Below are 25,456 nucleotides of genomic sequence, written 5' to 3'. Positions count from 1 at the left end.
CCGTTGGGAGGGATTCATGGCTACATCTCCGCTGCCAAATGCATCTGAATCGCTTCATGCTGAGTTACTTCACCTGCTTGATCGCCTGCCCCATATGAAGCATGGAGAGTTGATTCAGTTAGCCCTTGCCACCATCGTGCGCATGGCAGACGATGAAATCGACCGGCTTGACTGGAAGATTTGTAACGCTGCTCTACAGGATATGGAGCGGGCCTTCCGAATTTTCTATCCCTATCGCCATGTGCGTAAAATTTCCATTTTTGGTTCTGCCCGAATTGCACCCACGGCCCAGGAATATCAAATGGCAGTGGAGTTTGCCAAAGCAATTACCGAACAGGGGTTCATGGTCATGACGGGGGCCGGTCCCGGTATTATGCAGGCGGGTAATGAAGGAGCTGGACAGGACAAATCCTTTGGGTTAAACATTCAGCTTCCCTTTGAGCAGGGAGCCAATCCTTTTATCGAGGGCGATCGCAAACTCATTCCCTTCAAGTACTTCTTCACGCGCAAACTCTTTTTTTTGAAAGAGAGTGACGCACTGGCCCTGTTTCCCGGCGGCTTTGGCACTCAGGATGAAGCGTTTGAATGCCTGACTCTCATCCAGACGGGCAAATCTGCTCCCATGCCCCTGGTGTTGATCGACAAACCGGGCGGCGACTACTGGCACGACTGGAGTGCTTACATCAACAAACAACTGCTGGAGCGGAGGTTGATCAGTCCAGAAGATCCTAGCCTATACACTATTACCGACCAGATTGACGAAGCCTGTGAAGCGATCGCTAGTTTCTATCGAGTTTTCCACTCCTGCCGTTACGTTGGCAACCATCTAGTGTTGCGCCTTAACTCAGAACTATCCGATGAGAACGTCGAGTGGCTCAATGAAAATTTTAGCGATATTTTGATTAAGGGACGGATTGAAAAAAAGCGCTCCCCTACCCCAGGAAGCTCAGGATGCCTCCGTCGGAGTTTCTCGTCTGGTGCTTTACTTCAACCAGCGTGACCTGGGGCGGCTGTATCAACTTATCGCAGAAATCAATCACCTCGGCATTCCGCGGGAAGAGGCAAGGCATCCAGAGCGAAAATGAAAAAATGAACAAGGGTAGATGTGGGAGAGTAATGGAGTGATAAAGAGAGTAATGGAGTGATAAAGAAGGTGAGTTTTGAGTTTTTTGCCTCACTCCTCACCCCTCACTTGAATGACAACCAACAACTAACAATGGACCTTTACTTGATCACGCTGTTACCTTATCACTCTCTCACCTCTTACCTTTCTAACAACTAACAACTTGCTAACAATTTTTTTCATGTCCCTCCAACTCTACGGCATCCCTAACTGTGGCACTTGCAAGAAAGCCTTCTCCTGGCTTGAGAGCAATGGTGTTGAATATGAGTTCATCAACACCAAGGAAAACCCACCCACCAAAAAGATGGTTCAAGCCTGGGTCAAGGAGTTGGGATTTAAGCCGCTGCGAAACACCTCAGGACAGTCCTACCGGGCACTGGGGGCAGAAAAGGATGCCTGGGGAGACGCTGAATGGATTGAAGCCTTCGCCAGGGACGCCATGCTGCTCAAGCGTCCTCTGTTTGTAAAGGACGGAAAAGCAGTGCTGGTGGGTTTTAAGGATAAGGATGAGGTAATCCGGCAAAAGCTGGGAGTTTGAGCCAATTAACGATTGACAGTGCTCATGTCGGGATAGCGATCGCCCGCCGCAATGCCTTTGGGTGCAACGGCTTCGATCTGGCTCAACTCGTCTGGCGTGAGTGAAATCGTCGTGGCGGCGACATTTTCTTCCAGGTATTGGCGGCGTTTAGTGCCAGGGATGGGAACGATATCATCTCCCTGGGCAAGCAGCCAGGCCAGGGCCACTGGCTGGGTGTGACGCCTTTTGTCTGAGCGATCGCTGTCACCTGCTCTACCAGTTGCAGGTTCTTGTAGAAATTCTCACCCTGAAACCGGGGAGAGCGTCTGCGGTAATCATCCTCTGCCAGGTCTTCGGGTTTGGTGATAGCGCCCGACAAAAAACCACGACCCAGTGGGCTATAGGGCACAAACCCAATCCCCAATTCCGCACGGTAGGCAAAATTTCATCCTCTGGATCACGGCTACAGAGAGAATACTCGGTTTGCAGGGCTGTGATTGGATGCACGACGTGGGCTCTCCGAATCGTTGCGGGCGCTGCTTCTGACATGCCCAGATAGCGCACCTTACCCTGTTGCACCAGTCCTGCCATGGCCCCAATCGTTTCCTCGATCGGAACGGTTGGATTAACCCGGTGCTGATAATAGAGGTCAATGACATCCACTCCCAGCCGTTTCAGAGAAGCATCACACGCCTGGTGGACGTATTCAGGTTTGCCATTGACACCGCCCCAACCCCCATCCTCCGTTCGCACATTGCCAAATTTGGTCGCCAGCACCACCTGATCTCGACGGCCTTTGATAGCCCACCCTACCAGTTGCTCATTTGTAAATGGACCGTTGTATGTAAATGGACCGTTGTAAATGGACCGTACATGTCGGCAGTGTCGAGAAAGTTGACACCCAGTTCAAGCGCTCGATGGAGGGTTGCGATCGCCTCCTGCTCATCCCGTCCGCTATAAAACTCAGACATGCCCATGCAGCCGAGTCCCAACTCAGAAACAATGAGTCCTTGATTGCCGAGTTTTCTGGTTTTCATGGAAAAGTCTCCTGTGTGCTGTTGTGTCTTTGAATTGGTAAAGCACAGGCAGCCGTGGGGTGATGTGAGGGGTCAGGGGTGAGGGGTGAGAAGTCAGAGTCGGAAGCAGAAAGCAGGGAAGGGATCAAGGAGGTGGGGGCAGAGGCTTAGATCGGGAATACTGTTGCCTGAGTTCGTGCACCGGATAAGTCTCAACTCTTGTGAGTGATGCCCTACAGAGCGAGCAATGTCAGGTTTTAGTTTCTGACATTGACGTTAACGTAAGATTGTAAGCAAAAAAATCAGGGCTTCTCAGAGTGTTCGTCAATCCACCGTTGAATTCGGCTGATGTGTTCCCGAAGTTCTGCCCGAAACTGCTCTAAAGCTTCGATCTTTTCTTCAGTCTCCTGTAAATGGGCCTGAAGGATCTCCAACACTTTGCGCTTACCTCGTAAACCCGTTGGATCTTCAAAGTAGAGCGGAACAACTGTAGAAATTTCGTCCAAACTCAACCCCAACTCCTTCAGGGCATTGATCTTTTGCAGTCTGGCCAGTTCCACTCCACTGTAATAGCGAAAGCCTGCCCCTTCCCGCTTGCTCGGACCCAAAAGCCCCAGGCTTTCGTAATAACGAATCGTGCGGGGAGTGACACCAGCCAGCCTGGCAAATTCTCCAATTCGCATTTTTTTGCTCATGCTCTACTCGTAAAACAACCTTGACGTTAACGTTAATTTTGTAGAGTATCATCATTGTTGTAGCTATAGCCACCAGGCGCTCAGGACGGGGTGCAGGGGTAGAACCCATAGCTGGCCCCCTTAAAGCTAATGTCCTAAGCAGCCTGGCAACGGCTATAAGATCTTTGCTGACTCGCAGAGAGTGTTGCAGACAGAAAGGTCACAGGAGCGATCGCATTGGTGATCCTTAATAAACTCCAATTGCCTTGATCAATAACCGAAACTCCCCAGATTTGAAGTGGGGATTAAGTGCTCCATCATATTCAAACTTGCTCAACATGAATTGCAGCGAATGAATCTGTGAAGTGCTGAGCGGGCGAGATGGGTTTACCGTTTTGGCACGAAATACGGGAATCATTTCAGAAAAGGGAACCCGAACCGTGATCCACTCATCTGCAACCGTATCAAAAGACTGGGAATAGGCCATACTATCCCAGGAGTCCTCATCCCGAATCAGAAACTTGTAGCGCTGTCCATCCCCCTTAACCTGGAGTTCTAAGCCCGTATAAGCAGCCAGATTGAGCGGTGGTTCGAAATTGCGACTGCGGACGGAGGCAAATCCCCCAGAGTTGGCCGTGGATACGTTACCCGTGAAGAGTGCCGCTTCCCCCTGAAATTGGAAGGAACTGGCGCTAACACCACCCATCACTACATCATCCAGAGCCCCCCAGGTTTGGTTGGAAGCGTTTGCAGGCTGACTAAAATCGAACAAAATACCTGCTTGCGGTTGGGGGTGAGGCGGGGGTGTGGAACCAAAAATTATTTTTTGCAGCCAGCTAACAACTGGAATCGTTTCAAAATAACTAAGGGTTTGTAAAAAGCGACCAACATCCCATGTTTGGTTAGATTGAGTCATGAGAACCCCTGAATTCAATAGCGACAAAACTGTTACAGCTTCTGACTTCTAACACCTGACAGATGTTATACAGAGTGTCTCTAGTGTATGGTTTCAATATCAATCTGCGATCGCCCATCAAGAAGAGGTCATGATCAAGCTATTTTACGCTCCCGGTACCTGTGCTCTGGCTCCCCACATCGTCCTTGAGTGGATTGGTGAACCCTACGAACTGGAAAAGGTGCAGATGGGCAGCCCAGATTATTAAAGATCAATCCCCTCCTGGGGCAGGTGCCTGCCACGATTGATGGCGATAGCGGCGTTATGAACCAGGCAGATGCCATTTTGAAGTATCTGGCACAGAAATATCCAGATGCAAAACTGGGAAGCACCGGAATGCTACGAGATGCCTATAAGCTCAATCGCTGGCTGGCATTTTTTACTGGAGATTTCCATCCAGCCTTTTTCCCTACTTCCATCCAAATCACTACTGGACTGAAGATGATGAAACCGCCCACAAAACGATCAAAGAAGCTGCCTACAAACTTATTGATCGAGTTGATCGAGTATTCACTCGCCTGAACAATCATCTGGAAGGAAAGGATTATGTGGTGGGCGATCGCCGCACTATTGTCGATCCCTACGCCTTTGCTATGATCTGCTGGGGCAACTCCATTCCCAACAAACCCCTATCAGACTATGCCAGCGTCTTCGCTTCTACTAACAGTTCAAATAGGATGATACCGTACAACGAGCAATGGTTCAGCAAGGAATTAGTAGCATCATTGGGTTGCGCTTAGGTATGTCAATAAAAAACAGGGAATCAAGAGGGTCCAGAGTCAGGAAAGTATGGTGTGGTTGCCCTTAAATTTCTTCAGTCAAAAAGTTTTTGTAGATTTATGTATGACCCTTTCCAAAAATAGTTCGACTGAACTATTCTGATCCTGTAGAGAAAATCGTCACTGGATCAGGATTATGGTTGCTGGAATAATTGTTTTTTCAGCGTTATTCACGCTGCTGTTTGCTGACTTTTTTGGTTCCAAGCCAAGTAAGACCCCTGAAGAAAAATTAGGCGAGGCACTTGCTGACTACCTGAAAGCTGGCGGCAAAATTCGCAAGGAGGAAGATGCCAAAAAATAGCCGTCTGATTCTGGTTCTGGCTTCTGTCTCCTGCCTTCGTCTCCTGCCTTCTTGAATCAAAGCGTTGTCCCTTTTCCTTCCACCCCCCTTGTCTATCCCAGTCAAAATCGATACGCTACCGGGTAAAGGCTGTTGTTAAGAAGGGACTGCTATGACAGAAGCGAGAAACGTTTTGGGAACTGCGCTGGAAACTTGCTGCACTTCCCCTATGACCGGATTTTATCGGGATGGCAAGTGTAATACGGGTGCAGGCGATATGGGTGCTCATGTCGTTTGTGCCCAGGTGACAGAAGAGTTTCTGGAGTACACCCGCGCCCAGGGGAATGACCTGTCCACTCCAGCTCCAGCATTTGGGTTTCCGGGGTTGAAACCGGGCGATCGCTGGTGCTTGTGTGCCTCTCGCTGGAAGGAAGCTCTGGATGCGGGGGTCGCACCTCCTGTTGTTCTTGCTGCAACCCATGCCTCTGCCCTGGAATATGTTTCCCTGGTTGACCTGAAGCAGCACGCGCTCGATTAAACCTCGCTCAGGCTGCCCTTATGCAATCACTAGCACCACTGCCAGAAGCGCGAGGACAATGCCCAACCCCTGCTTTAACGTTACCGCTTCTTCTAAAAAACGACTGCAAGAACCACACTGATCACCGGGTAAAGTTGAGACAGATCGGCTTAGAGCAACTCGTATCATTGAGAACACTTTCGGGTAGGGAGTCATAGCATCGCCAGAATCGTCGAATTGTGTAGTGCATTAGATTTCAGAATTGTGTAGTGCATTAGATTTCAGCTTTCACGGCAATGCTCTGCTTGAAGCTCAGCGAACGCCTGGTAGGTAACCCCACTATCAGCCTCACAACACCGACTCACCAACAGTTTTGTGAGGACCTTTCTCTGAATATAGCAGTAGTCATTATGGTTAGGACGGGGTGCAGGGGTGGAACCCCTTGCTGGGGGCGAAGCCCCCACACTCCCTTGAAACCCCCACACTCGATTAAGACCGATGTCTTAAGCAACCTGGCGACGGCTATATCCTGCAAGGCAGTATGAGCAGTACACAGCAAGATGGTGATGAAAGCAATCACCTCACCCATAATCCTACTGTGTATACACAAGTGTAAAAGTTGAAGGGGAAGGGCGATCGCAGCATTACAGTGGGAACCTAAACCTGAACTTTGGGAGAGTGGAGGGAAGCTCGACCGATTCTCGTCGCACTGGATTGGAAGACTCATTGCTAGACCCTTTCGGGGGGATGGGAGCCTAACTCCCCCAAAATAGCGGGGGGATGTGGGGAAGTCCCCCGGAGCCAGTCTCAAACAAAGTCAGAATGTGTATGCACGATGTGTATGCACGGTAGCCTTACCAAGGGGATGTGCTGTAAGCGATGCAGTTTTTTGATCGGTAGCCTCTATTGAGGAAACTAGTATAAATCGTTTGTGAGCGCAGCTTCTTACTACTTAAAATATATCAGCAGGTTCAGTCCTGGAATCGTGCGGGAAAGGGTCCAGAAGAGGAGTGCGAGGTAGAGAATACCGATCGCCCACTGATACCAGACCAGGGCTGTAATCAAACCGGGCACATGCTCATCACGCAAGCGGATATCGTTAAAACCAAAGCGAAGCAGGTTGTTAAAGCTGAAGTCAAAGTAGTTGAGCCAGGACCAGTTGCGGTCCCAGAAGATTGGCAGATAGCGTTCCCGGAACATTTCATAACGGGGGATGATAGGCAACCGCCCAACCAGAATGCGTAACTGGCGCAGGGTTCCTTCTTCCATGAAGTAGCTAACATCCATCAACGGATGGTAACGTCCGGCTTTGTAGAGCAGAGCAATCAGAATAGTGGGCACGGGAATGTCGATCGCCGCCAGACTGGCCAGCGTTAACCAGGGATGGTCGCTGTTGCGAAAGACAGCAATCAATCCCAGAAGAAACAACAGGCTGAATCCAGTCAATATCCAGAGAATTTCGGAAAGTTCCGGCAGGATAGGCTGGGGGGTGAGCCTGCGGTAACGGTCAATTACCCAGAACAAAACTCCAAAATAGGCGATAGTAATGAGTCCGACTCCTAAAATAAGCCAGGAGCGAGTGCCATAGTGACTCAACAAAAGCAGCAGGCTCAAGCCAACCCAATCCAAGCCTGTGATAATGCGATTAAAAACGGCTCGACCAGGCGCGACGGGATCTTTGGCAACAATGCGATCGCGCACGTTAATATATGTTGCAATATCAACATTTGCCAGACTCAGCAAGTCAGTCAAGTTGCGGAAGGGTTGTTGGGCGCGACGTTGGGCGATCGCCGCTGCCTGTGCGGCTGAAAAGCCAATTTTTTGGAGTTGAGCCGTGGAGGCGGCGTTGATATTCATTCCAAAAAGCTGCTGCCGTAAATCTCGTAATTTCAAACGCTGGCGGGTATAGTCCATCTGATTGGCATCGGGAATCTGCTCCTGACGACGGAAGTTACGTACCAGTTCACGCAGCAGGTTTTCATTGCCCTGCAAAGCAGGTACAGAGATAAACCGTCCAATTTGTCCCGGATCTCCCACAATCTTTGCCTGATCGGAATCAAACTTGAGTCCAGGCACGTTCAGGTAGGCTCCCCTGGCAAACCCAGCATCGCTAAAATCCGCCTGCTCTAGAATAGAGGTGCCGCGCATATTAACCGGATTGTTAAACTGCACCTGGCGAAACAGGGCAGCTTTTTCAAAGATGGCATCGGGCAGAAACAGAGCCTTGCTGAAGGTGCCTCTTGTAAATACGGCCTCTGCCTGCCAGAGCGCACGAGCGAAGTCAGCGTTACCCTGCCACTGCACTCGCGTAAAGTTAGCAGGCTGTTGAAAGATAGTCTGGTTGAAGTTGGCAGTTGCTTGAAATTCAGTATTTTGAAAGGTGACTGGCCCCAGGAATTGAGCCTGATTAAACTCCGCCCTACTAAAGAAGATGTTGCTGCGGAAGCGGGTATCTCGCTCAAACAGGGCCCCGGCAAAGCTGGTGGTTTGGCTGAAGCGGGCCTGGGTCGTATCCACACTCTGGGTGAATTGGGCACCCGGTGCTTCTACCCGGTTCAGAAAGAAGGTGTTGGTGAAATCCACCAGGCCCAGAAAGCGCGTTTGGGTCAGCTTAAGCGGTCCTCGAAAGACGGTGATCTGCAAGGGGGCTTCTTGTGTACCCAGGTTAGGGATACTGAGCAGAGACTGGGAAAGAGTGCTGAGGCGGGAAAGGCGACGACGATCGCGCTGCAACTGCTGTTGCTCTGCGGGAGTAAAGATCGGTGATAAAGATTCACCCAATAAGGGCACTCGCAGCCCTAGCTGGCTGATCTTGAACTCTCCTTGAATTTGGGAATAACTCAGATCCAATCCAACTGGAGTTCCGGGACGCTGTAGTTGCTGCTTCAGAAAGGCGTAGAATCGGTCCCGAAACTCTGTATTCTCCGGACGCAAATCGATATTGAGCCGTTGTAGGTCAATAATTTTAATCCCTTCGCTGGGGATGGGCGATTTGAGTCGCTGTTGCAGAACCTCCAGGGTGAGGGGTGTGAGGTCAGGCTGGGCGATCGCACCATAGGCCGGTTGCGCCAAATAGATGAAACTAACAATCGCCCCAACGATGAACGAAATCAAACAACTGAGCAGTTTTCGAGACACAGCGATCGACCCGGAGTTAGCTGATATCAGAATACAGACTTCTGCCAACTTCGAGTACGTCGATTATTCATCCTGGCTACTTTCCCCTTGATGTCCAGATTCCGGTGAACATCATTGCCATGCCGCCAATCAGAATGACGATCGCAATTCCAACTGGGATCACACTCATCCAGTCAATAGTTTCCATATGCTCGTCAACCGTTACAGGAGTCTGGTGATTCCAGATTCAATCCAGATTTAATTGTCCTCCCGGTGATTGGACATCGGGTCCAGCATTGGGGATAGCTGGTTTGGAAAATAGGCCAAAGAGAGGGCATAAAACGGCACCAAACACAAACCCGCCTGCGTGGGCCCAGTAAGCAACACCACCACCTTCCATTCCTACCATAGTGGGCGTATTGAAACTGGCAAGACCGTACAACGCTTGCTGCACAAACCAGATGCCAAGATAGACAATGGCGGGAATTTGCAGGGTTGTAAAGAAAATGAAGAGGGGAACGACGGTAAGAATTCTGACCTGGGGAAAGCGCAAGATGTAGGCTCCCATGACCCCTGCGATCGCCCCACTGGCCCCTAAAGAAGGAATGGTCGATTCCGGTGCAAAGAACCACTGGGCCAGGGCCGCCAGAACTCCACAAAGGAGGTAGAACAACAAGAACCGAACTCGTCCCATCTGCTCTTCCACATTATTGCCAAAGATCCACAGGTAGAGCATATTGCCACCCACATGCAGCAATCCGGCATGGAGAAACTGAGACGTAATCAGCGTGCTTCCCTCGTAGAGAAGGGGGTAATTAGGATCGCCGTGAAAACTTGCGGTTAGTTGGGCGGGAACAATCGACCAATGGCGGATAAACGCCTCCAGATAGGGCGTACCCATCATGCTGGATTCAAACAGGAAAACGAGAATATTGACCGCAATCAGCCCATAGGTAACGTAGGGCGTAATGCGAGTCGGGTTTTCATCACGTAGAGGAACCACAGGCTTTGCTCTCAACTAGTCGTTAACACATCGAGCACCTATCCGAAATCTAATAGTACTCTTTCTGGTTTCCAAAAGAAAATTACCTGCTCGAATAGGCTGTTCAGGCAATTTACTCTATTCAGACAAATCATTCGTCCGACTTGCGACAGGTTTTTAAGGGAGTTGAACAGTTGGTGCGAATAAACTCTGTAATCGCAGCAGGCGGGCTCCTGCCTGATAGAGCAAGTCCCCTTTCCCCAACAAATAGGCTGCTTCGGTCTGCTTTCCACCCAAAATAATCATTGAATCCGCTTCACTGGCAGTCCGCAGGGCAACTCGTCCAGGTAGGTTTGAGCGAATGACCGGAGTCACAATTTTTGCCTCTGGACGCTGAGTGGCAATGATCAAGTGAATACCTGCCGCTCGCGCCATTGCTCCCAGGCGCTTAATACTTAACTCTAGGGCTTTGGCAGTTTCCTTCTCTGCCATAAAATCGGCATATTCATCAAAAATACAGACAATTCGAGGCAAAATTTTCCCTGGTTGCTGGTTAAGCTTCTGGTTATAGCTGCTCAAGCTATTACACTGATTCATCTCAAATTGCTTGTATCGCGAGTCCATCTCCTGAACCAGGCTCTCCATTAACTCGATTGCGCGATCGCCCTCTTTCACAACTGGCTGATACAGCCAGGGCATCTGCTCAAATTCTGGAAAGGTGACGCGCTTTGGGTCAACCAGGGCAATTTTGAGATGATCGGGAGCGTGTCTTACGAGGAGACTGAGGAGGAGCGATCGCAAAAACTCGCTCTTACCGCTTCCCGTTGTTCCACCTACCAGAAAATGACAGGTGTTGGGGTCAGACAAATCGGCTTCTACCAGTTGACCTTCGAGGTTAATTCCAATGGCAATCCGAATTGGTTCAGTGGGAGGTAAGGTCTGAGGCTGGATATAGCAATCAAAGTAAGCCGTTTGACGATCAGGGCGAGGCAAGTCAACGCTGACGTACCCTGCCTGAGGGGCGATTAGTGGTGGATAGGTCAGTCCAAGCTGCACTCGCAAATCGTTAGATGATTTGAGAATAGAACCCACTTTAACCCCAAGATTGGGCTTCAGCTTGACCCGAATAAATGCGGGAGCCAGCACAACCCCCTGATGTTCTACATCAATGCCAAATGCTTGAAGGGTTTGAACGAGTTGGTGAGCGATCGCCTCAATTTCTGAAGTAATGGGTGGCGTAACAGACTCAGGTGATTTGGGTTGAGGTTCGTTGATGGCTGTATCAGATATTTTCGGTTGATCCGTTGCATCTATTTCAGGCAAATCAACCGATTTGGATCCAGATTCAGTAGATGTGAAAAAGGTCTGGCACTTAGTACGCTGAGGACAAATATCGCAAAGATAAGGTTGGGCTGTAGGGGGAGGAGGATCAGGTTGCCCATGTTCCCAGGCTGCCCACTGTTGCATTTGCTGTAATCGATGCGGAATCATCTGGTGAACAGTCTGTTCCAGTTCATCCCAGGTAAATGTCAACTCTTTCCAGTCAGGCAAAACACTATAGACAGCGGAGTTAATCGGGACTCCGACCTGCTCCTTAAGCATGTAGCTATAAAGAGCAACCTGGGCAAGTTGAGCAGATTGATCAGGCGACTGATAAGTTTTGTACTCTACAACGCAAAGACGATGCTTCTCAAAATCATAGACCAGGCTATCGAAGCGACCTTTAACAAGCTGTTGACCACCATTGGGTAAGGCAAAATGATGCTGAACATTGAGTTCCTGTGCAAGAAAGGTTTTACTGATTACCTCCTCAGCAGAGCAGTAACGTCGATTGTTCACAAGCAATTGCGCCCACCGCTGAACTAATCCTATCAAACCCTGCCAGAGATGATGAAGTGCAGTTGCTTTACCCGGATCTTGCTGGATTACAGACTCGAGATGAGGAAAGAACACCAGGCTGTAAAACTGCTCCTGCAGCTTGACAGCAATTTCCTCAGCCTTCAATTGATCAAATTCAGGCTTAAACAATTCCTGAAACTGAGATTCTTTCAGTGCCATTCTGACAAACTGATCCGACAAATCATGAAACGCATTACCAATTCCGCTGGATTGACCGTTAGGAAAAAATACCGCCATTCCTCCGAAATGATGTACTAAGTAGAACAGGCGGGCACATTCAAAGGCAACCCGAACTTTAGTGACACTAAAAGAAGGTATTTCAGTTTGGTTTGGTTTACTCACAGTTCCAGGAGGGTTTTGTTGAGGCGTTAGCCTGAGTAAATACTGATAGACTTGAGCCAGATAAACTGTTTCCATTCTGGCGTAAAGTAGCTGTTCTGCGTCAAGAGGACGCCTACCCCAGTCGCTTCCCTGCTGTTCTGCATCAACATTTGTAAACTGGCAAAGCTCTTTTGCCAATGTTTTGAGTTTATAGTTCGAGGTTCCTAAAACAGTTTTTGGGAATTGCTTTGCAAGTTTTAAGGTACAGGTAATATTTTTTGCATCTGTTTTTCCTAAAAATTTCAAATCATAACTGGCATTGTGAATAACCTTTTCAATTCCAGAATCGCGCATGATCCTGTCCACGAAGAGCTGCACCAGATCAGGTTGATTGAGTACATCAAGTAAATAAACCGAGTCCCCATTAAGATCATCAAGATCCGCCAATACCTGAATTAGGGATAGCTTGGGATGAGGTGTCCACCATTCAGCCGTTTCAGTATCCAACCAGAGAATTGGATGGGTGGATAGTTGATGAATGGCTGCCTGAATATCAGTTGATTGGGTTAAATAGGGCATTACACGGAGTATTCTTATTTATCGGTTTACTGTTTTGGGCACTAATTGGGCACTAAACAGATAATCTGTTCATCCAGTGGTACCGATGCATCCAAAATTCTGATGAGATTTTCCTGGTAAAGTTCTTGAATCAGTTGCTCCACGTGAACGTTATTCAGCCTGGGAAATTGGCTGATGGTATTTTGAGAGGCAACCTTTCTTGCGATTAAATGGTGGATTTTAATAAAGTTAAGAAGAAATTCCTTCTCTTTTTGTAGAGAAGGTGGGGTAACTCCGCTGGAAGGATAAATCCCCAAATCCTGTAAAAGACGGCATTCCTTCAAAACTTCTGCTTCGCGAACCAGGGTTTCAAGTTTGCTGAGGTTAATGGTTTCTCCAGCAACAACCAGTTCTTGTGAATGGACAGAATTGACTAAGCGATCGTAGGTTGCCAGATAGTGAACTGACTCAAGATCCGGTTTGATGTGCTGATTGTTTGCTCTATCAATGAAAATCTTTTTATAGGTACTGTAGCCCTTACTGTTGGCTCTGCCTGTCCCTTCTGCCCGGATGAGGCATAATGCCTGACATTTTTTCTCCTCCAGAGCTTTCTGACAGGCATTCATTGTGTGGAAAAATGATGTGCCCAGACTCTCCACCCAGACAAGACCTGTCTTTCTATTTTGCCTGGGATCCTGGTAGGCAAAAGAATAACTTGCGAATGCCTTACTGGGTAGGAGCTTTAGCTGAATTTCTTTTACCTGTAGAGCAGTCAATGCTCTGCTCAACATTGAGATTAATTCAGGTTCAGAAAAATGGCGTATTCTGGTTACTCTCTGTTCTGTTTTTCTAAGTTCCTGTTCCCATAGAAATTTAAAAAAAGCTACGACATCAGTTTTAATATGATGCTCCTCAACATTAAGCTTGTGACACAGAAATGATTTTTGTCCCAGGAAAAGTGTCGAGCGAGGAGTTGTTTTGCCCCCTGGAAATTTGCTTTCTAAGGTTTCTCTAGATAATGGATAGATGTTTGATTCAGGCTTTGGATTTGCCTGACTATGCAATAGAGATAGTCTACTTGCCCAGAGTGATTCGGCTTGGTCGAGGGTAATTGGTTTTAAGAGAACTAACTTTTCAATTCGATCTTTATCCGATTGCTGGATGCGATAGCTATTTTGTTTCCAGGTACTTGTAACAATGCTAATAATAATGACAAAGTTCTTCAGATACTCGTTATGAAAGGATGTACTGATGTTGAAAATAGGTTGAATATCGGCTGAACCATCCGGTAGCTGTTTACTTTCAACCTGATCAAAACAAAGCACAATGGGGTAAGTTGAAACTGAGATTTTGCCTAAATTAGACAGAATTCCCTTCGCTGCCGCCTCGCTATCAATGGATTTCTTTACCTTTAAAGCTTTTAGATCTTCTTCATCCAAATCATCACCCCGTAACCAGCTACAGGCAGTGAAGTAAAGGTCTGGATTTGCCAGATCAAACAACACCCCGAAAAACTCTTTTGCCTGAAAAATATCCGATGGATAAGCACTTTTGAAATTGTCAATAAACAGATCTCGCCCACCCAAGGGCTTTTTCAGCAAACTGCCATCATTGAAGACAGATAGGCTTTTAAGCCAGAGGAGCAATTGAGATTCACCCTTCCCTTCCGGTTTGTGCATCAAGCTGTCAACTGTTTGTCGCAGGGTATGCCGCCAGATGTAATCACTGTCTACAAAAGGCGGGATATAGACAAAGAAGGCTTTGGCATTCAGACCTTGTTTTAACCGTTTAAGGACATAGCTTTTACCGGAACCCACATCTCCCGCAAGCATGATGGTGCGGGTACGGTGGTCTTTTGCAACCTGAGCGACGACTTGAGTAATTTGGGCGATCGCCTCTTGATGAATCGATCCGACCGTCAAATCGAAGTCGTTATCCTCTTCCTGCCAGAAGTTTCCAGTCTTAAATGTGACCGGATCAAAGGGATTCACTTCTTGCTGAATAATTTCATCAATGGTTGCCACGTTACTACCTCCAACCTGATTTCTGGAACAGGGTCAAAAACTTGGGGTGCTAACAGATCTATCCATTCACAACCAGAAAAAACAGGGGACCGCCAGAGTCTTGAGGAATCCCAGCTTCAATTTGTTCAGGAGTGTAGCGAATTGATTCCACCAGAGAACTGAGTTCAATTTTGTCCTGCCGCTGTAAGCGATAAAGCGCCTGATCTAATTCATCCCTGGATAAAGGAGGTTGCAGCTTTTGTCGAAGATGAAAAATTGGTAGATAGTTACCCGTATTCAATTGTTTATCAAGCGCTTTAATTGTTTCAAGGATTGTTTCATCATCAGGTTTGGCTGAAATTGGAGTGGAGTCTACAGCCTCCTGAAGTGGGGAGGAAATTTGGGCCGTGGGTTTCTCAGCAGAGAATTGAGCAGCTTTTCGTAAAAAAATAAGGTAGTTTTTCAGTAGGTCCAGGGTGATAGTGGCACTTCCACCAGGAAGGCATTCTTCCAGTAGATACTCTTGCCCCTGCTCAGTTAACCAAACTTCCTTAATGGTTTCCTTTTCAACTTTGATCAATCCTTTTGCTTCCAGATCCTGAATCACAAATTGTCGTTTTTCTGAGGCAACACCTTTCACTTTGCTCGGTGTAATCATTTCTTTTTCGCAAGCTTTCAGAACCTTGAGGTGATCGTTTGTTAACGGTATTTCTGTATTATTTGAATTGAGCAAGTTTTTTCCTGTGGGTTCGATTTTGAACTTGCTGACTTCACGAGAGTAACTTACAATACCTCGCTTACTGAGTTCACGGCAAATTTTGTTTCGGTCTGTGGCAGTAGCTCCCTTATTAGGCTTTAGTTTGTCATCTATGATTTTTGCCCGGTAATTTGGAAAACCCAGTAATTTCAACAGAAACTTCAGTTCAATTGATTGCATGGGGCTGGCCTTTTCTGTACTATCTGAGGTTCTTCCTTACGAAGATTACCCAAATCCTAGCCCAGATTCACAAGGGCTTCAGGAAAAGCATCGCAAAGATTAATCCATCGTCCCAGCTCCTCAACCTGCTTCTCCTAGTCACTCCCAGCCTTCTCTTTACATCTTTTGTCACTTCTAGCACTGGATCCGGTTTGAAGGCTAGGTCATTGCCCACCGGAGAAAATCAGGAAGCTTGGAGGACAGACTTTATCTTGAACCTACACAGAATGATAGAAGCCCCTAAGTCCATTTAGACTCAAGGGCAAAATAGCGCTTCTGCTGCCGCTGTTCAAGATTAAGCTAATACGGAATTGGGAAAGGTAGTAGCGTTTGGGAAAAACTCCTGAAGTTGAATAATCTGTGGAAGGCTTTTGAGCTCCTTTTATTCAAACAAATAACACTACCAAGGACAATTCTGTATAATATCTATTCACTTTTTAAGTGCTACACATTCGACCCCTCCCGACCTCCCCTTGCCAAGGAGAGGTACCGCAGGCGGTGGGTGAGGTTTTGATCGGTAGCATTTATTGAGGAAATTAGTGTAACTAGTACAGCACGGCGGGAATACGGATACCATTGTGGCTCCCTCCTACTCCCCAATCCCCAACCCAATGGTTACTGGGCTTATGACATCCTCCACTAGATTGCCCCGAACTAAGGTTGGGCAGCGGTGAACGTCCTACAATGACTATTCACTTTGAAACCAATCTAACTACAGCTTCGCCATTACCCGAGGATTCTCATCAGCAAATCCCTGGATAGCAACCGGTTTTTTTGCCTCCACCGTTGCCTGGAGCATGGGAGTCTTTGTCACCGACTCATTCGATAGGGTAAACAACGGATTGGAGAGAATCCCAGTGATTGAAGTGGCGATCAGGGAGAGAATCAGCCCTACTTGCAAAGGGCGCATGCCAGGGAGATTCCAGCGAATTTCGGGGTAATTCAGCACCGCATCGGACATTTCCTGCGGTTCTTTCACCACCATCATCTTCACCACCCGAATGTAGTAGTAGATGGAAATGACGCTTGTGATTAAGCCCAGCAGCACAAGACCGTAAGCGCCCGCCTGCCAGCCTGCCCAGAACAGATACAGCTTACCGAAAAAGCCAGCCAGGGGCGGGATCCCCCACAGGGAGAGCAGGCAAATGCTGAGTCCGAGGGTGAGTAGGGGGTCTTTTTGATAAAGACCGGAGTATTCGCTAATCTGATCCGTTCCCGTTCTCAAGGAGAACAAAATAACGCCCGTAAAGGCACCCAGGTTCATGAACAGATAGACCAGCAGGTAAAAGATCATGCTGGAGTACCCGGCATCGGTACCAATGACCAGTCCAATCATGACAAACCCCGCCTGACCAATGGAAGAGTAGGCCAGCAGGCGTTTCATGCTGGTCTGTGCCAGGGCAACAACGTTACCCAGAATCATGCTAAGAATGGCCAGAGCAGTGAGAACAAAGTGCCATTGCTCCGTCAGGTAGGGGAAGGCGGTGACCAGAAGACGAGTGGCGAGGGCAAATCCGGCGGCTTTAGAGCCAACGGAAAGAAACGCCACCACGGGGGTAGGAGAGCCCTCGTATACGTCTGGAGTCCACTGGTGGAAGGGAACGGCGGCAATTTTGAACGCAATTCCAGCGATCGCAAACACCAGCGCAATCACCACCGCAATGGACTGTCCTAACCCTGCGGTAATGATGCTGGCTGCAATATCATTTAGGTTCGTCTGTCCTCCCGACAGACCATACAGCAAAGACAACCCATACAGAAAAATGGCAGAACTAGACGCTCCAATCAGCAGATACTTTAACGCCGCCTCATTGGAGCGGGGATCTCGTTTGGTATAGCCCGTCAGCAGGTAGGAAGAAATACTCAAAGTTTCCAGGGAGACAAAGATCATCACCAGTTCGTCTGCCCCTGAGAGGAACATGCCTCCAATGGTCGCGGTCAGGAGAATCGTGAGATACTCCGCCAGCGAAGTCCCCGACTGCTCGACGTAGCGAATCGACATCAAAATCGTGACGGCAGCAGAAAGGGCAATGATCCCGCGGAAGACAATGCTCAGATTATCGCCGTTGAAGCTGCCCAGAAACGAGATGGGGTTAGGAGCGTCCCACAGAAAGTATAGGGAACCCACCGCCGCGAGCAGTCCAACAATGGAGACGTAGGGCGTCCACTTTGAAGAAGCAGCCCGTCCCACAATCAAATCACCCACCACCACCAGCAGAAGTGTGGCTGTGACGATGAGTTCTGGCAGAATGACTTCGGTATTGAGCTGAGCAGCAAGACTGGCGAAATCCATGGAGGTAATGCCTGATTAGACAGTTATAAGGATAGGGAAGAATGGGTTTCCTGGAAACCGGGGAAGACGAGAAATCAGAAATCTATTACAGTGGATTCTACCTCGCAATTTACCTTAACACTGGATTCGGTTGCGATCGAATTCCCTATAGTAAGCATTAATCAATTTCGGTAAAAGCTCTGATAGCTTTGCTTGAAGAGGCTTTCAGGAACTTGATGTAAATCACACTCGTCTCCCTCTGATACTTCTAGTTTTGAAATTATTCCCCTGCAAACTTTTGCAAACCCCTGGTAGTCGATCCAATATTGGCTATAAGAAAGATTAGGGGACAGTAACCGCTTTTTTTTAAAGTCAACGATCCATGCCAAAGCTTGTCATCGTCGAATCACCCACCAAAGCCCGTACGATTCGTAATTATCTGCCCGCAGATTATCGGGTAGAAGCTTCGATGGGGCATGTACGCGACCTGCCACAGTCCGCCAGCGAAATTCCTGCGAGCGTTAAAGGAGAAAAGTGGGCCCAGTTGGGGGTCAATATCGAAGACGATTTTGAACCGCTGTATGTCGTTCCACAGGATAAAAAAAAGGTTGTCAAAGAACTGAAGGACGCCCTCAAAACTGCTGACGAGCTTATTCTGGCAACGGATGAAGACCGGGAAGGGGAAAGCATTAGCTGGCATCTGCTGCAATTGCTCCAGCCAAAGGTGCCAACGAAGCGCATGGTTTTCCATGAGATCACAGAAGATGCCATTCGTGAGGCAATTCAAAACTGCCGAGCAGTGGACGAACGGCTGGTGAGAGCTCAGGAAACTCGCCGCATTCTGGATCGTCTGGTTGGTTATACCCTGTCTCCACTTTTGTGGAAGAAGATTGCCTATGGGCTGTCTGCCGGACGGGTGCAGTCAGTGGCCGTGCGTCTGCTGGTAAATCGGGAACGGCAACGGCGTGCGTTTCGGCAGGGCAGCTATTGGGATTTGAAGGCGATTCTGGAAGCCAGGAGTGAGGAAAGTGGAACCCAGAAACCAGCCACCGCTCAAACTTTTGAAGCGAAGTTGGTCACCCTAGGTGGCACCAAGGTCGCAACAGGGAGTGATTTTGATGAGGCAACAGGGCAAATTGCCCAGGGGCGAAATGTTGTTCTGTTGAATGAGGCGGATGCCAGAGCACTGGCCGAGCGGATTCGCGATCGCACCTGGACGGTCACCAGCCTGGAAGAACGCCCCGTTACCCGTAAACCTTCTCCCCCCTTTACCACCTCAACCCTCCAGCAGGAGGCAAACCGGAAGCTGGGACTTTCTGCCCGCGAAACGATGCGAGTCGCTCAGAGCCTTTATGAGCAGGGCTACATCACCTACATGAGAACAGACTCAGTCCACTTATCTCAGCAGGCCATTTCGGCGGCTCGTTCCTGCGTGCAGGAGATGTATGGCAGCAACTACCTCAGCCCTGAGCCGCGCCAGTATACCACCAAGAGTAAGGGCGCTCAGGAAGCTCACGAAGCCATTCGTCCGGCTGGAAATACCTTCCGCACGCCCCAGCAAACCGGGTTGAAAGATCGAGAATTTCGCCTTTATGACCTGATCTGGAAACGCACTGTCGCTACCCAGATGGCAGAGGCCCGTCAAACCCATGTCACTGTACAGATTCAGGTGGAGGATGCCGGGTTTCGTGCAACCGGTAAGCGGATCGATTTCCCTGGCTTCTTCCGTGCTTACGTGGAGGGCTCAGATGATCCTAATGCAGCCATTGAAGATCAGGAGGTAATCCTGCCACCTCTACGGGAAGGTGATACGCCAAACTGTATTGAATTGGAGGCGATCGGGCACGAAACTCAACCACCTGCCCGCTATACCGAAGCTTCCCTGGTTAAAACCCTGGAAAGTGAAGGGATCGGGCGTCCGAGTACCTATGCCAGCATCATTGGCACTATCATCGATCGCGGCTATGCCCAAATGTCTGGCAATGCACTCGTCCCCACCTTTACCGCCTTTGCAGTCACCTCCCTGCTAGAAAAGTATTTCCCTGATCTGGTTGACACTAGTTTTACCGCCCGAATGGAGCAAACCCTGGATGACATTTCCACCGGGGAAGTCCAGTGGTTGCCCTATCTGAAAGAGTTTTATCTGGGCGAGACAGGGCTGGAAACCCAGGTAAAAGAGCAGGAAAGTCAGATTGATCCCAATGAGGCGCGTTCCGTTGAGCTTGAAAACTTGGATGCCAAGGTGCGGATTGGCCGCTTCGGAGCTTACCTGGAGGTTGAGAATGGGAATGGCCTGGTGAAAGCCTCCATTCCCAAAGACCTTACCCCTTCTGATCTGGACCCGGAACAGGTGGAAACCCTGTTACGGCAAAAAACCGAAGGTCCCGACAAAGTGGGTTTCCACCCCGAAACGGGAGAACCTATCTACCTCCTGATTGGAGCCTATGGCCCCTACGTTCAGCTAGGAGATGCGACAGAAGACAACCCAAAACCAAAACGGGCTTCTCTACCCAAGGGGGTAACGCCTGAACAAGTCACGCTGGAGATGGCAGTGGGTTTACTCGCCCTTCCCCGTACCCTGGGTGTTCATCCTGAAACTGGCGGCAGGATTCAGGCAAGCCTGGGTCGGTTTGGTCCCTATGTAGTACATGACCAGGGCAAGAATGGCAAGGATTATCGTTCTCTCAAAGCGGGCGACGATGTGCTTACAATTGACCTGGAACGAGCTCTAGAGCTACTTTCAGAACCCAAGGCTGGTCGGGGCAGACGGGGAGTCGCGGCCAAGCCACTGAAAGAACTGGGTGCACACCCTGAAGACGGTGAACCAGTCAATATTTACGATGGCCCCTATGGTCCCTACATCAAACACGGTAAGGTCAATGCCTCCCTGCCAGAGGGTCAAACCGTAGAAGCCATCACAATGGAAACGGCTCTGGAAGCGCTAGCGGCCAAAGCGAGTGCGAAGAAGTCAGGCAGATCTAGCAAATCCAGTGCTGCCAAATCTGCCAGTTCCTCCAAGAGCAGCACTACCAAGAAGACCACCGCCAAGAAAACTACAACCTCGAAGAAGTCAACAACCACAAAAACGGCAACCACTGCTAGTAAGAAAAAGAAAGCTTGAGGGTCGTTCTATAGCGATCTTTCTTGGAATTTGAACGGGGTGCAGAGGTTCCACCCCCGTACCCTGTCCTAAGCCTGGTGGCTATAGCTATATTTTTCGGCTTCAACCTGGCGAACAACCGTCAGGGCAGAGTAACTAACACCTGCCGTGCCCTCGCCGGGATGGGTTGAATCACCCACTAACCAGAGGTTTTGAATGGGGGTTCGGTTGGCAAAGCCGAAGGGTCCAAAAGTAGAAATACGCTGACCAATACCACCGACAATACCGCGATCGCGCCCCGTAAAGCGAGCAAAGGACCGGGGAGTCGCCGCTTCAACATGCAGAATCGTCTGCTCATTCAAATTGAAGAACTGACTGAGACGGGCGATCGCCTGGTCAGTGTAGTGTTGCTTGAGAGTGGAATAGGAATTTTGAATTTTGAATTTGGAGTTTTGAATTTGAAGTTTTGAATCCTGAGTAATATCCTGCCTCCCGCCTCCTGGCTCCTGGCTCCTAGCTCCTGCCTCCTCTTCCTCTCTCCACCAAATACCTACATCGGTAAACGACGACGCGATAATGGTGGCTTTTCCTTCCGGGGCGCGACCGTCACCTGGTTGGCTGACGGAGACAAAGAGGGAGTTGTTTTCGGCGATGGGACCGTCGTAGTCGTAAAGAAACTGGAGGTGAGGAGGACAGTTGGCTGGCAGGGCAGCCTGATCGACCCCCAGGTAAATGACAAACGCACCGGATGCGGGAGGGAGCTTTTCGACCCGTTGCCGATAACCCTGGGGCGTTTTGTCACCCAGAAGTTGTACCAGGTTTTGCACGGTTACGTTGGCAATGACGTGATCGGCGGGTTCAGTCCAGACTTCACCCGTTTTTTGGTTACGCACCCTCACACCCGTCACCTTGCCGGAATCAACCTGTATCTGTTCAACGGTATGGCGCATCCGAAGCTGGCCGCCGTCCCGTTCCAGAGCAGAAACGAGGCGATCGCTCAATGCCTGCATACTGCCATGGAGATGGTAAAGTCCCTGTGGTTTTTGAGAAACGTTGAGAGCCGTTGCAGCGTAAAGTAAAGCCGTTTCTTCCGCCTCCACCTGGGAATACAACTTTAGCTGCATGTCCAGAAAGGCTTTCAGCCGTTGGTTATCTGCTAACCGATAACCTCGCAGAACATCCCCGACGGTTGAAAAGGTGTGAGGTAACGTTGTCAATGTTCTGGGACGAACAGCCCGCAGCAGTTGCCCCAAATCCCAAAGATTGCGAGGAGGAAGTACCGGATCGCGAGACTGGAATGTCCAACTGACCTGAAACAGGTCTGCCAGCAGCCGCCAGAACGGTTCACTGCCAGGAAACTGCCGCTGCCGCTCTGCTTTCCATTTCTCCGGCTCTCGCCAGACGTTGATCGGCAACCTTTCTCCTGGCAAATAAACCGCACAGGCGGGATCGCAGGGCGTGGCTTCCGGTAAATCAATTTCCAGTTCGGAAAAGATGCGATGGTGAATTCCACCCGGTTCCAGTCCTGCGACCTGAGTCGCACCTACATCAAAGGTGAAGCCCCTACGCTGAAACGTAGATGCACATCCTCCGGGAACAATTGCCTGGTCTAGTACCAGCACAGAGTAACCCCGGCGAGCCAATAGCGCCCCCGCCGTTAACCCACCGATTCCCGCCCCCACGACAACAACCCGTCGCGGAGAATGCTGAGTATCAATACAACTTCCTGCCATGACTTTACATTTGTTAATACTTCTATCATACTTACTAGCTCCGAATCAGGCTTGAGAGAGGAGAGTGGCAGAAGGCTTTTCCCACTGGGAAAAATTCCTTTCCCGATCCAGATGGCTTTCCTAAACGGGTTAGGTTACTCGGCTTAAAGGGGGTGTGGGGGCTTCGCCCCCAGTCAAGGGGTTCCACCCCTGCACCCCGTCCTAACCACAATAACTACCGCACAAAAAAAGACGCGTCATGGCGCGTCTCTCAAGCAATGAATCAGATACAGCGATCCTATTTGGTTTGTGAGAAGGAGTTCCACAGGAACTCCTTCTCACAAAGCCTCTTCATCTCACAACTGATTGAGGACTGCTATAGAAAATTAAGTTAGTTGACAGCAGCAGCCTGGCGAGCGGCGGCGGCTTCATCAGGGTGAATGCCTAAGCGGGTGAGGTTAATTCGCCCACGGCTGTCAATTTCACGAACTTTGACAATAACCTCATCTCCTACGGAGACTTCATCTTCAACTTTGCCAACCCGGTAATCTGCCAGTTGGGAAATGTGAATCATGCCTTCCTTGCCGGGAAGGAACTCTACAAACGCGCCGATGGGAATAATGCGAGTAACCCGTCCAGCGTAAACATCGCCTGCATTGAGCTTACGAGTCATGCCCTGGATGATAGCACGGGCCCGTTTTGCACTTTCACCATCTATTGAAGAAATGGTAACAGTACCATCGTCTTCGATATCGATCTTGGCTCCCGTCTCTTCGGTGATGCCCTTAATCGTCTTGCCACCCGGACCAATGATCATACCGATCATTTCAGGATCGATCTTGATGGTTAGCAGGCGGGGAGCGTAGGGTGACATCTCCGAACGGGGCTTGCTGATGGCCTCCAGCATCTTGGACAGGATATGCAGGCGGGCTGGTTTTGCCTGGTTAATGGCCTGGGCGATGATCTCCATTGGCAAGCCGTTGATTTTCATATCCAGTTGCAGAGCGGTAATGCCAGTGTCGGTGCCTGCAACTTTAAAGTCCATGTCACCAAGGAAGTCTTCGATACCCTGGATATCGGTCAGAATGCGAACTTCATCACCTTCCTTGATCAGTCCCATGGCAGCTCCACTCACGGGTTTGGTAATGGGTACTCCGGCATCCATTAAGGCCAGGGTTGACCCCGAAACCGAGCCCATCGAGGTGGAACCGTTGGAGGATAGCACTTCGGAAACGACTCGAATCACATAGGGAAAATCTTCCTTCTTGGGTAGAACTGGCACTAGGGCGCGTTCTGCTAATGCACCGTGACCAATTTCGCGGCGACCGGGCGATCGCATCGGTTTTGTTTCACCCACCGAGTAGGGCGGCATGTTGTAGTGGTGCAGGTAGCGCTTTTCCTCATCGGGGTGCAGGTCATCGAGTTCCTGCGCTTCCCCTGGGGTGCCAAGGGTGACAACAGAGAGGACCTGGGTTTGCCCCCGGTTAAACAGTCCGCTGCCATGCACCCGTCGGGGCAGTACACCCACCCGGCAGGAAATGGGACGGACCTCATCCAACTTGCGGCCATCGACTCGCACATTGTCTTCAATCACCTGACGGCGCATCAGTTTCTTGGTGACATCTTTGAAGACGTTGTCAAGGGCTTTTTCATTGGCCAATGCGGCAACTTTAACAGGGTCTTCTTCAGGTAATTCAGCAATCTCGGTTGCGATCGCCTCCTTCACCTGATCGAGCGCTGCATCTCGCACGTTCTTGTCTTTCTCAAACCGCCCCAGGATCTCCTTCACCGGGTCCGTTGCCCGCTCTCGAATGAAGTTTTCCAGGGTCATGTCAACCACAGGGGGTTCTTCCGCCACCTGTTCGATACCCAATTCCTGAATCAGATCACGCTGTGCCTGAATCAGATCTCGAACAGCTTCATACCCAAAGTCGATCGCTTCAATCATGTCCTGTTCTGGCAACTGGTTGGCTCCAGCTTCCACCATGATGACGCCTTCAGGAGAACCCGCCACAACCAGATCCAGATCGCCCTCTTCCACTTCCTTGTAGGTTGGATTGATGATGAAATCATCCCCAACCAGCCCAACACGAACAGCCGCCATCGGCCCATTGAAGGGAATCTTTGCCAGCAGAACGGCGATGGAAGCACCCGTTACGGCCAGAACATCAGGCGGAACCCGCTCATCCATCGAAACCGTAGTTGCAACGACCTGAATATCATCCCGCAGCCAGTTGGGAAAAAGAGGGCGCAAAGGGCGGTCAATGAGGCGGCTAATCAGCGTAGCCTTTTCTGGAGGGCGACCCTCCCGGCGCAGAAAACCCCCTGGAATTCTTCCAGCTGCATACATCCGCTCTTCGTAATCCACCAGGAGGGGAAGAAAGTCAATGCCTTCCCTTCCTGGTGCACGGGTTGCTGCCACCAGGACAGCTGTATCTTCCGATTGGATCAAAACCGCACCGCCAGCCTGTGGTGCAAATAGACCAATCTTCAGTCGAATATCCCTTCCATCGAAGGATATCGACTTCTCAAACTCTTCCATGTAACCTGTTATCCTTTTCTGTCTCTCTTTTTGTTTCCTGTCGCAATCCTAACACCGATAACCCGATACGGCTTTTTTGTCACAGTGATTGAAGAATGAGGGGGTAAATGAGG

19 protein-coding genes and 1 pseudogene are annotated in these 25,456 nt (G+C 49.6%); 7 read left to right on the top strand and 13 right to left on the bottom strand.

Going from position 1 to position 25,456, the window contains the following annotated elements:
- The first annotated feature begins 16 nt into the window (after nucleotides 1–16).
- Together P4D80_RS08065 and P4D80_RS08060 are read left to right on the top strand one after the other, a co-directional pair.
- Entirely contained in the window at nucleotides 17–1,000 is a 984-nt protein-coding gene (locus P4D80_RS08065; RefSeq protein WP_421658514.1) for an LOG family protein, read from the top strand.
- Nucleotides 1,001–1,304: 304 nt separating this feature from the next.
- Nucleotides 1,305–1,661, top strand: coding sequence for a Spx/MgsR family RNA polymerase-binding regulatory protein (locus P4D80_RS08060; protein WP_421658513.1), 357 nt, complete (start codon nucleotides 1,305–1,307; stop codon nucleotides 1,659–1,661).
- A gap of 5 nt (nucleotides 1,662–1,666) precedes the next feature.
- On the opposite strand, the pseudogene P4D80_RS08055 reads toward P4D80_RS08060, so the two are convergent.
- The 4 genes and pseudogenes from P4D80_RS08055 to P4D80_RS08040 form a co-directional block, all read right to left on the bottom strand.
- Nucleotides 1,667–2,441 (bottom strand): annotated as a pseudogene (locus tag P4D80_RS08055) (aldo/keto reductase).
- 8 nt (nucleotides 2,442–2,449) lie between these two features.
- Nucleotides 2,450–2,677, bottom strand: a complete 228-nt coding sequence (locus tag P4D80_RS08050; RefSeq protein ID WP_421658511.1) for an aldo/keto reductase — start codon at nucleotides 2,675–2,677, stop codon at nucleotides 2,450–2,452.
- A 281-nt stretch (nucleotides 2,678–2,958) separates the two neighbouring features.
- Nucleotides 2,959–3,351, bottom strand: coding sequence for a MerR family transcriptional regulator (locus tag P4D80_RS08045; RefSeq protein ID WP_421658510.1), 393 nt, complete (start codon nucleotides 3,349–3,351; stop codon nucleotides 2,959–2,961).
- A 226-nt stretch (nucleotides 3,352–3,577) separates the two neighbouring features.
- Entirely contained in the window at nucleotides 3,578–4,246 is a 669-nt protein-coding gene (locus P4D80_RS08040; RefSeq protein WP_421658509.1) for a CIA30 family protein, read from the bottom strand.
- Nucleotides 4,247–4,516: 270 nt separating this feature from the next.
- On the opposite strand from P4D80_RS08040, the gene P4D80_RS08035 reads away from it, so the two are divergent.
- The 4 genes from P4D80_RS08035 to P4D80_RS08020 all read left to right on the top strand — a co-directional run bounded on the left by P4D80_RS08035 (nucleotide 4,517) and on the right by P4D80_RS08020 (nucleotide 5,882).
- Nucleotides 4,517–4,807, top strand: a complete 291-nt coding sequence (locus tag P4D80_RS08035; RefSeq protein ID WP_421658508.1) for a hypothetical protein — start codon at nucleotides 4,517–4,519, stop codon at nucleotides 4,805–4,807.
- Complete coding sequence (locus P4D80_RS08030) at nucleotides 4,750–5,025, top strand: glutathione binding-like protein (protein WP_421659504.1); 276 nt, start codon at nucleotides 4,750–4,752, stop codon at nucleotides 5,023–5,025. Before P4D80_RS08035 ends, P4D80_RS08030 begins: the two co-directional genes overlap by 58 nt.
- A gap of 175 nt (nucleotides 5,026–5,200) precedes the next feature.
- Nucleotides 5,201–5,365, top strand: coding sequence for a hypothetical protein (locus P4D80_RS08025; RefSeq protein ID WP_421658506.1), 165 nt, complete (start codon nucleotides 5,201–5,203; stop codon nucleotides 5,363–5,365).
- Nucleotides 5,366–5,516: 151 nt separating this feature from the next.
- Nucleotides 5,517–5,882: a DUF2237 family protein gene (locus tag P4D80_RS08020; RefSeq protein WP_421658504.1), complete on the top strand. Its 366-nt coding sequence runs from the start codon at nucleotides 5,517–5,519 to the stop codon at nucleotides 5,880–5,882.
- A gap of 18 nt (nucleotides 5,883–5,900) precedes the next feature.
- Here the strand turns inward: P4D80_RS08020 and P4D80_RS08015 are convergent, their stop codons facing one another.
- The 7 genes from P4D80_RS08015 to P4D80_RS07985 form a co-directional block, all read right to left on the bottom strand.
- Nucleotides 5,901–6,077 (bottom strand): hypothetical protein, encoded by a 177-nt coding sequence (locus P4D80_RS08015; protein WP_421658503.1) that lies wholly within the window; start codon nucleotides 6,075–6,077, stop codon nucleotides 5,901–5,903.
- A gap of 732 nt (nucleotides 6,078–6,809) precedes the next feature.
- Nucleotides 6,810–8,999 (bottom strand): pentapeptide repeat-containing protein, encoded by a 2,190-nt coding sequence (locus P4D80_RS08010; protein WP_421658502.1) that lies wholly within the window; start codon nucleotides 8,997–8,999, stop codon nucleotides 6,810–6,812.
- Between the two features lie 226 nt (nucleotides 9,000–9,225).
- Nucleotides 9,226–9,981: a rhomboid family intramembrane serine protease gene (locus P4D80_RS08005; RefSeq protein ID WP_421658501.1), complete on the bottom strand. Its 756-nt coding sequence runs from the start codon at nucleotides 9,979–9,981 to the stop codon at nucleotides 9,226–9,228.
- A 156-nt stretch (nucleotides 9,982–10,137) separates the two neighbouring features.
- Complete coding sequence (locus tag P4D80_RS08000; protein ID WP_421658500.1) at nucleotides 10,138–12,759, bottom strand: DNA translocase FtsK; 2,622 nt, start codon at nucleotides 12,757–12,759, stop codon at nucleotides 10,138–10,140.
- A gap of 41 nt (nucleotides 12,760–12,800) precedes the next feature.
- Nucleotides 12,801–14,762 carry a hypothetical protein gene (locus P4D80_RS07995; protein WP_421658499.1) on the bottom strand — a complete coding sequence of 654 codons (1,962 nt, stop codon included), beginning with the start codon at nucleotides 14,760–14,762 and terminating at the stop codon, nucleotides 12,801–12,803.
- A 58-nt stretch (nucleotides 14,763–14,820) separates the two neighbouring features.
- Complete coding sequence (locus P4D80_RS07990; RefSeq protein WP_421658498.1) at nucleotides 14,821–15,678, bottom strand: hypothetical protein; 858 nt, start codon at nucleotides 15,676–15,678, stop codon at nucleotides 14,821–14,823.
- 751 nt (nucleotides 15,679–16,429) lie between these two features.
- Nucleotides 16,430–18,010: an NAD(P)H-quinone oxidoreductase subunit N gene (locus P4D80_RS07985; RefSeq protein WP_421658497.1), complete on the bottom strand. Its 1,581-nt coding sequence runs from the start codon at nucleotides 18,008–18,010 to the stop codon at nucleotides 16,430–16,432.
- Nucleotides 18,011–18,371: 361 nt separating this feature from the next.
- Between P4D80_RS07985 and topA the strand changes: the two genes are divergently transcribed.
- Nucleotides 18,372–21,110: a type I DNA topoisomerase gene (topA, locus tag P4D80_RS07980; RefSeq protein WP_421658496.1), complete on the top strand. Its 2,739-nt coding sequence runs from the start codon at nucleotides 18,372–18,374 to the stop codon at nucleotides 21,108–21,110.
- A gap of 68 nt (nucleotides 21,111–21,178) precedes the next feature.
- Here the strand turns inward: topA and crtD are convergent, their stop codons facing one another.
- Both crtD and P4D80_RS07970 read right to left on the bottom strand, forming a co-directional pair.
- Nucleotides 21,179–22,822, bottom strand: coding sequence for a C-3',4' desaturase CrtD (gene crtD / locus P4D80_RS07975; protein ID WP_421658494.1), 1,644 nt, complete (start codon nucleotides 22,820–22,822; stop codon nucleotides 21,179–21,181).
- A 370-nt stretch (nucleotides 22,823–23,192) separates the two neighbouring features.
- Nucleotides 23,193–25,343: a polyribonucleotide nucleotidyltransferase gene (locus P4D80_RS07970; RefSeq protein WP_421658492.1), complete on the bottom strand. Its 2,151-nt coding sequence runs from the start codon at nucleotides 25,341–25,343 to the stop codon at nucleotides 23,193–23,195.
- Nucleotides 25,344–25,456: the final 113 nt, after the last annotated feature.

Origin of the sequence: Leptothermofonsia sp. ETS-13 (genome assembly GCF_049200465.1) — a bacterium.
In the GTDB taxonomy this organism is placed as follows: domain Bacteria; phylum Cyanobacteriota; class Cyanobacteriia; order Leptolyngbyales; family Leptolyngbyaceae; genus Leptothermofonsia.
Note: the sequence above shows the minus strand (reverse complement) of the source record. Positions and strands in the feature narration are given on the sequence as shown.

Excerpts from the sequence above, each read along its gene's own strand:
- topA (WP_421658496.1), top strand. The coding sequence starts at position 18,372 with ATGCCAAAGCTTGTCATCGTCGAATCACCCACCAAAGCCCGTACGATT.
- P4D80_RS07985 (WP_421658497.1), bottom strand. The coding sequence starts at position 18,010 with ATGGATTTCGCCAGTCTTGCTGCTCAGCTCAATACCGAAGTCATTCTG.
- P4D80_RS08020 (WP_421658504.1), top strand. The coding sequence starts at position 5,517 with ATGACAGAAGCGAGAAACGTTTTGGGAACTGCGCTGGAAACTTGCTGC.
- crtD (WP_421658494.1), bottom strand. The coding sequence starts at position 22,822 with ATGGCAGGAAGTTGTATTGATACTCAGCATTCTCCGCGACGGGTTGTT.
- P4D80_RS08045 (WP_421658510.1), bottom strand. The coding sequence starts at position 3,351 with ATGAGCAAAAAAATGCGAATTGGAGAATTTGCCAGGCTGGCTGGTGTC.
- P4D80_RS07990 (WP_421658498.1), bottom strand. The coding sequence starts at position 15,678 with ATGCAATCAATTGAACTGAAGTTTCTGTTGAAATTACTGGGTTTTCCA.
- P4D80_RS08000 (WP_421658500.1), bottom strand. The coding sequence starts at position 12,759 with ATGCCCTATTTAACCCAATCAACTGATATTCAGGCAGCCATTCATCAA.
- P4D80_RS08065 (WP_421658514.1), top strand. The coding sequence starts at position 17 with ATGGCTACATCTCCGCTGCCAAATGCATCTGAATCGCTTCATGCTGAG.
- P4D80_RS08050 (WP_421658511.1), bottom strand. The coding sequence starts at position 2,677 with ATGAAAACCAGAAAACTCGGCAATCAAGGACTCATTGTTTCTGAGTTG.
- P4D80_RS08025 (WP_421658506.1), top strand. The coding sequence starts at position 5,201 with ATGGTTGCTGGAATAATTGTTTTTTCAGCGTTATTCACGCTGCTGTTT.
- P4D80_RS07970 (WP_421658492.1), bottom strand. The coding sequence starts at position 25,343 with ATGGAAGAGTTTGAGAAGTCGATATCCTTCGATGGAAGGGATATTCGA.
- P4D80_RS08060 (WP_421658513.1), top strand. The coding sequence starts at position 1,305 with ATGTCCCTCCAACTCTACGGCATCCCTAACTGTGGCACTTGCAAGAAA.
- P4D80_RS08040 (WP_421658509.1), bottom strand. The coding sequence starts at position 4,246 with ATGACTCAATCTAACCAAACATGGGATGTTGGTCGCTTTTTACAAACC.
- P4D80_RS08015 (WP_421658503.1), bottom strand. The coding sequence starts at position 6,077 with ATGACTCCCTACCCGAAAGTGTTCTCAATGATACGAGTTGCTCTAAGC.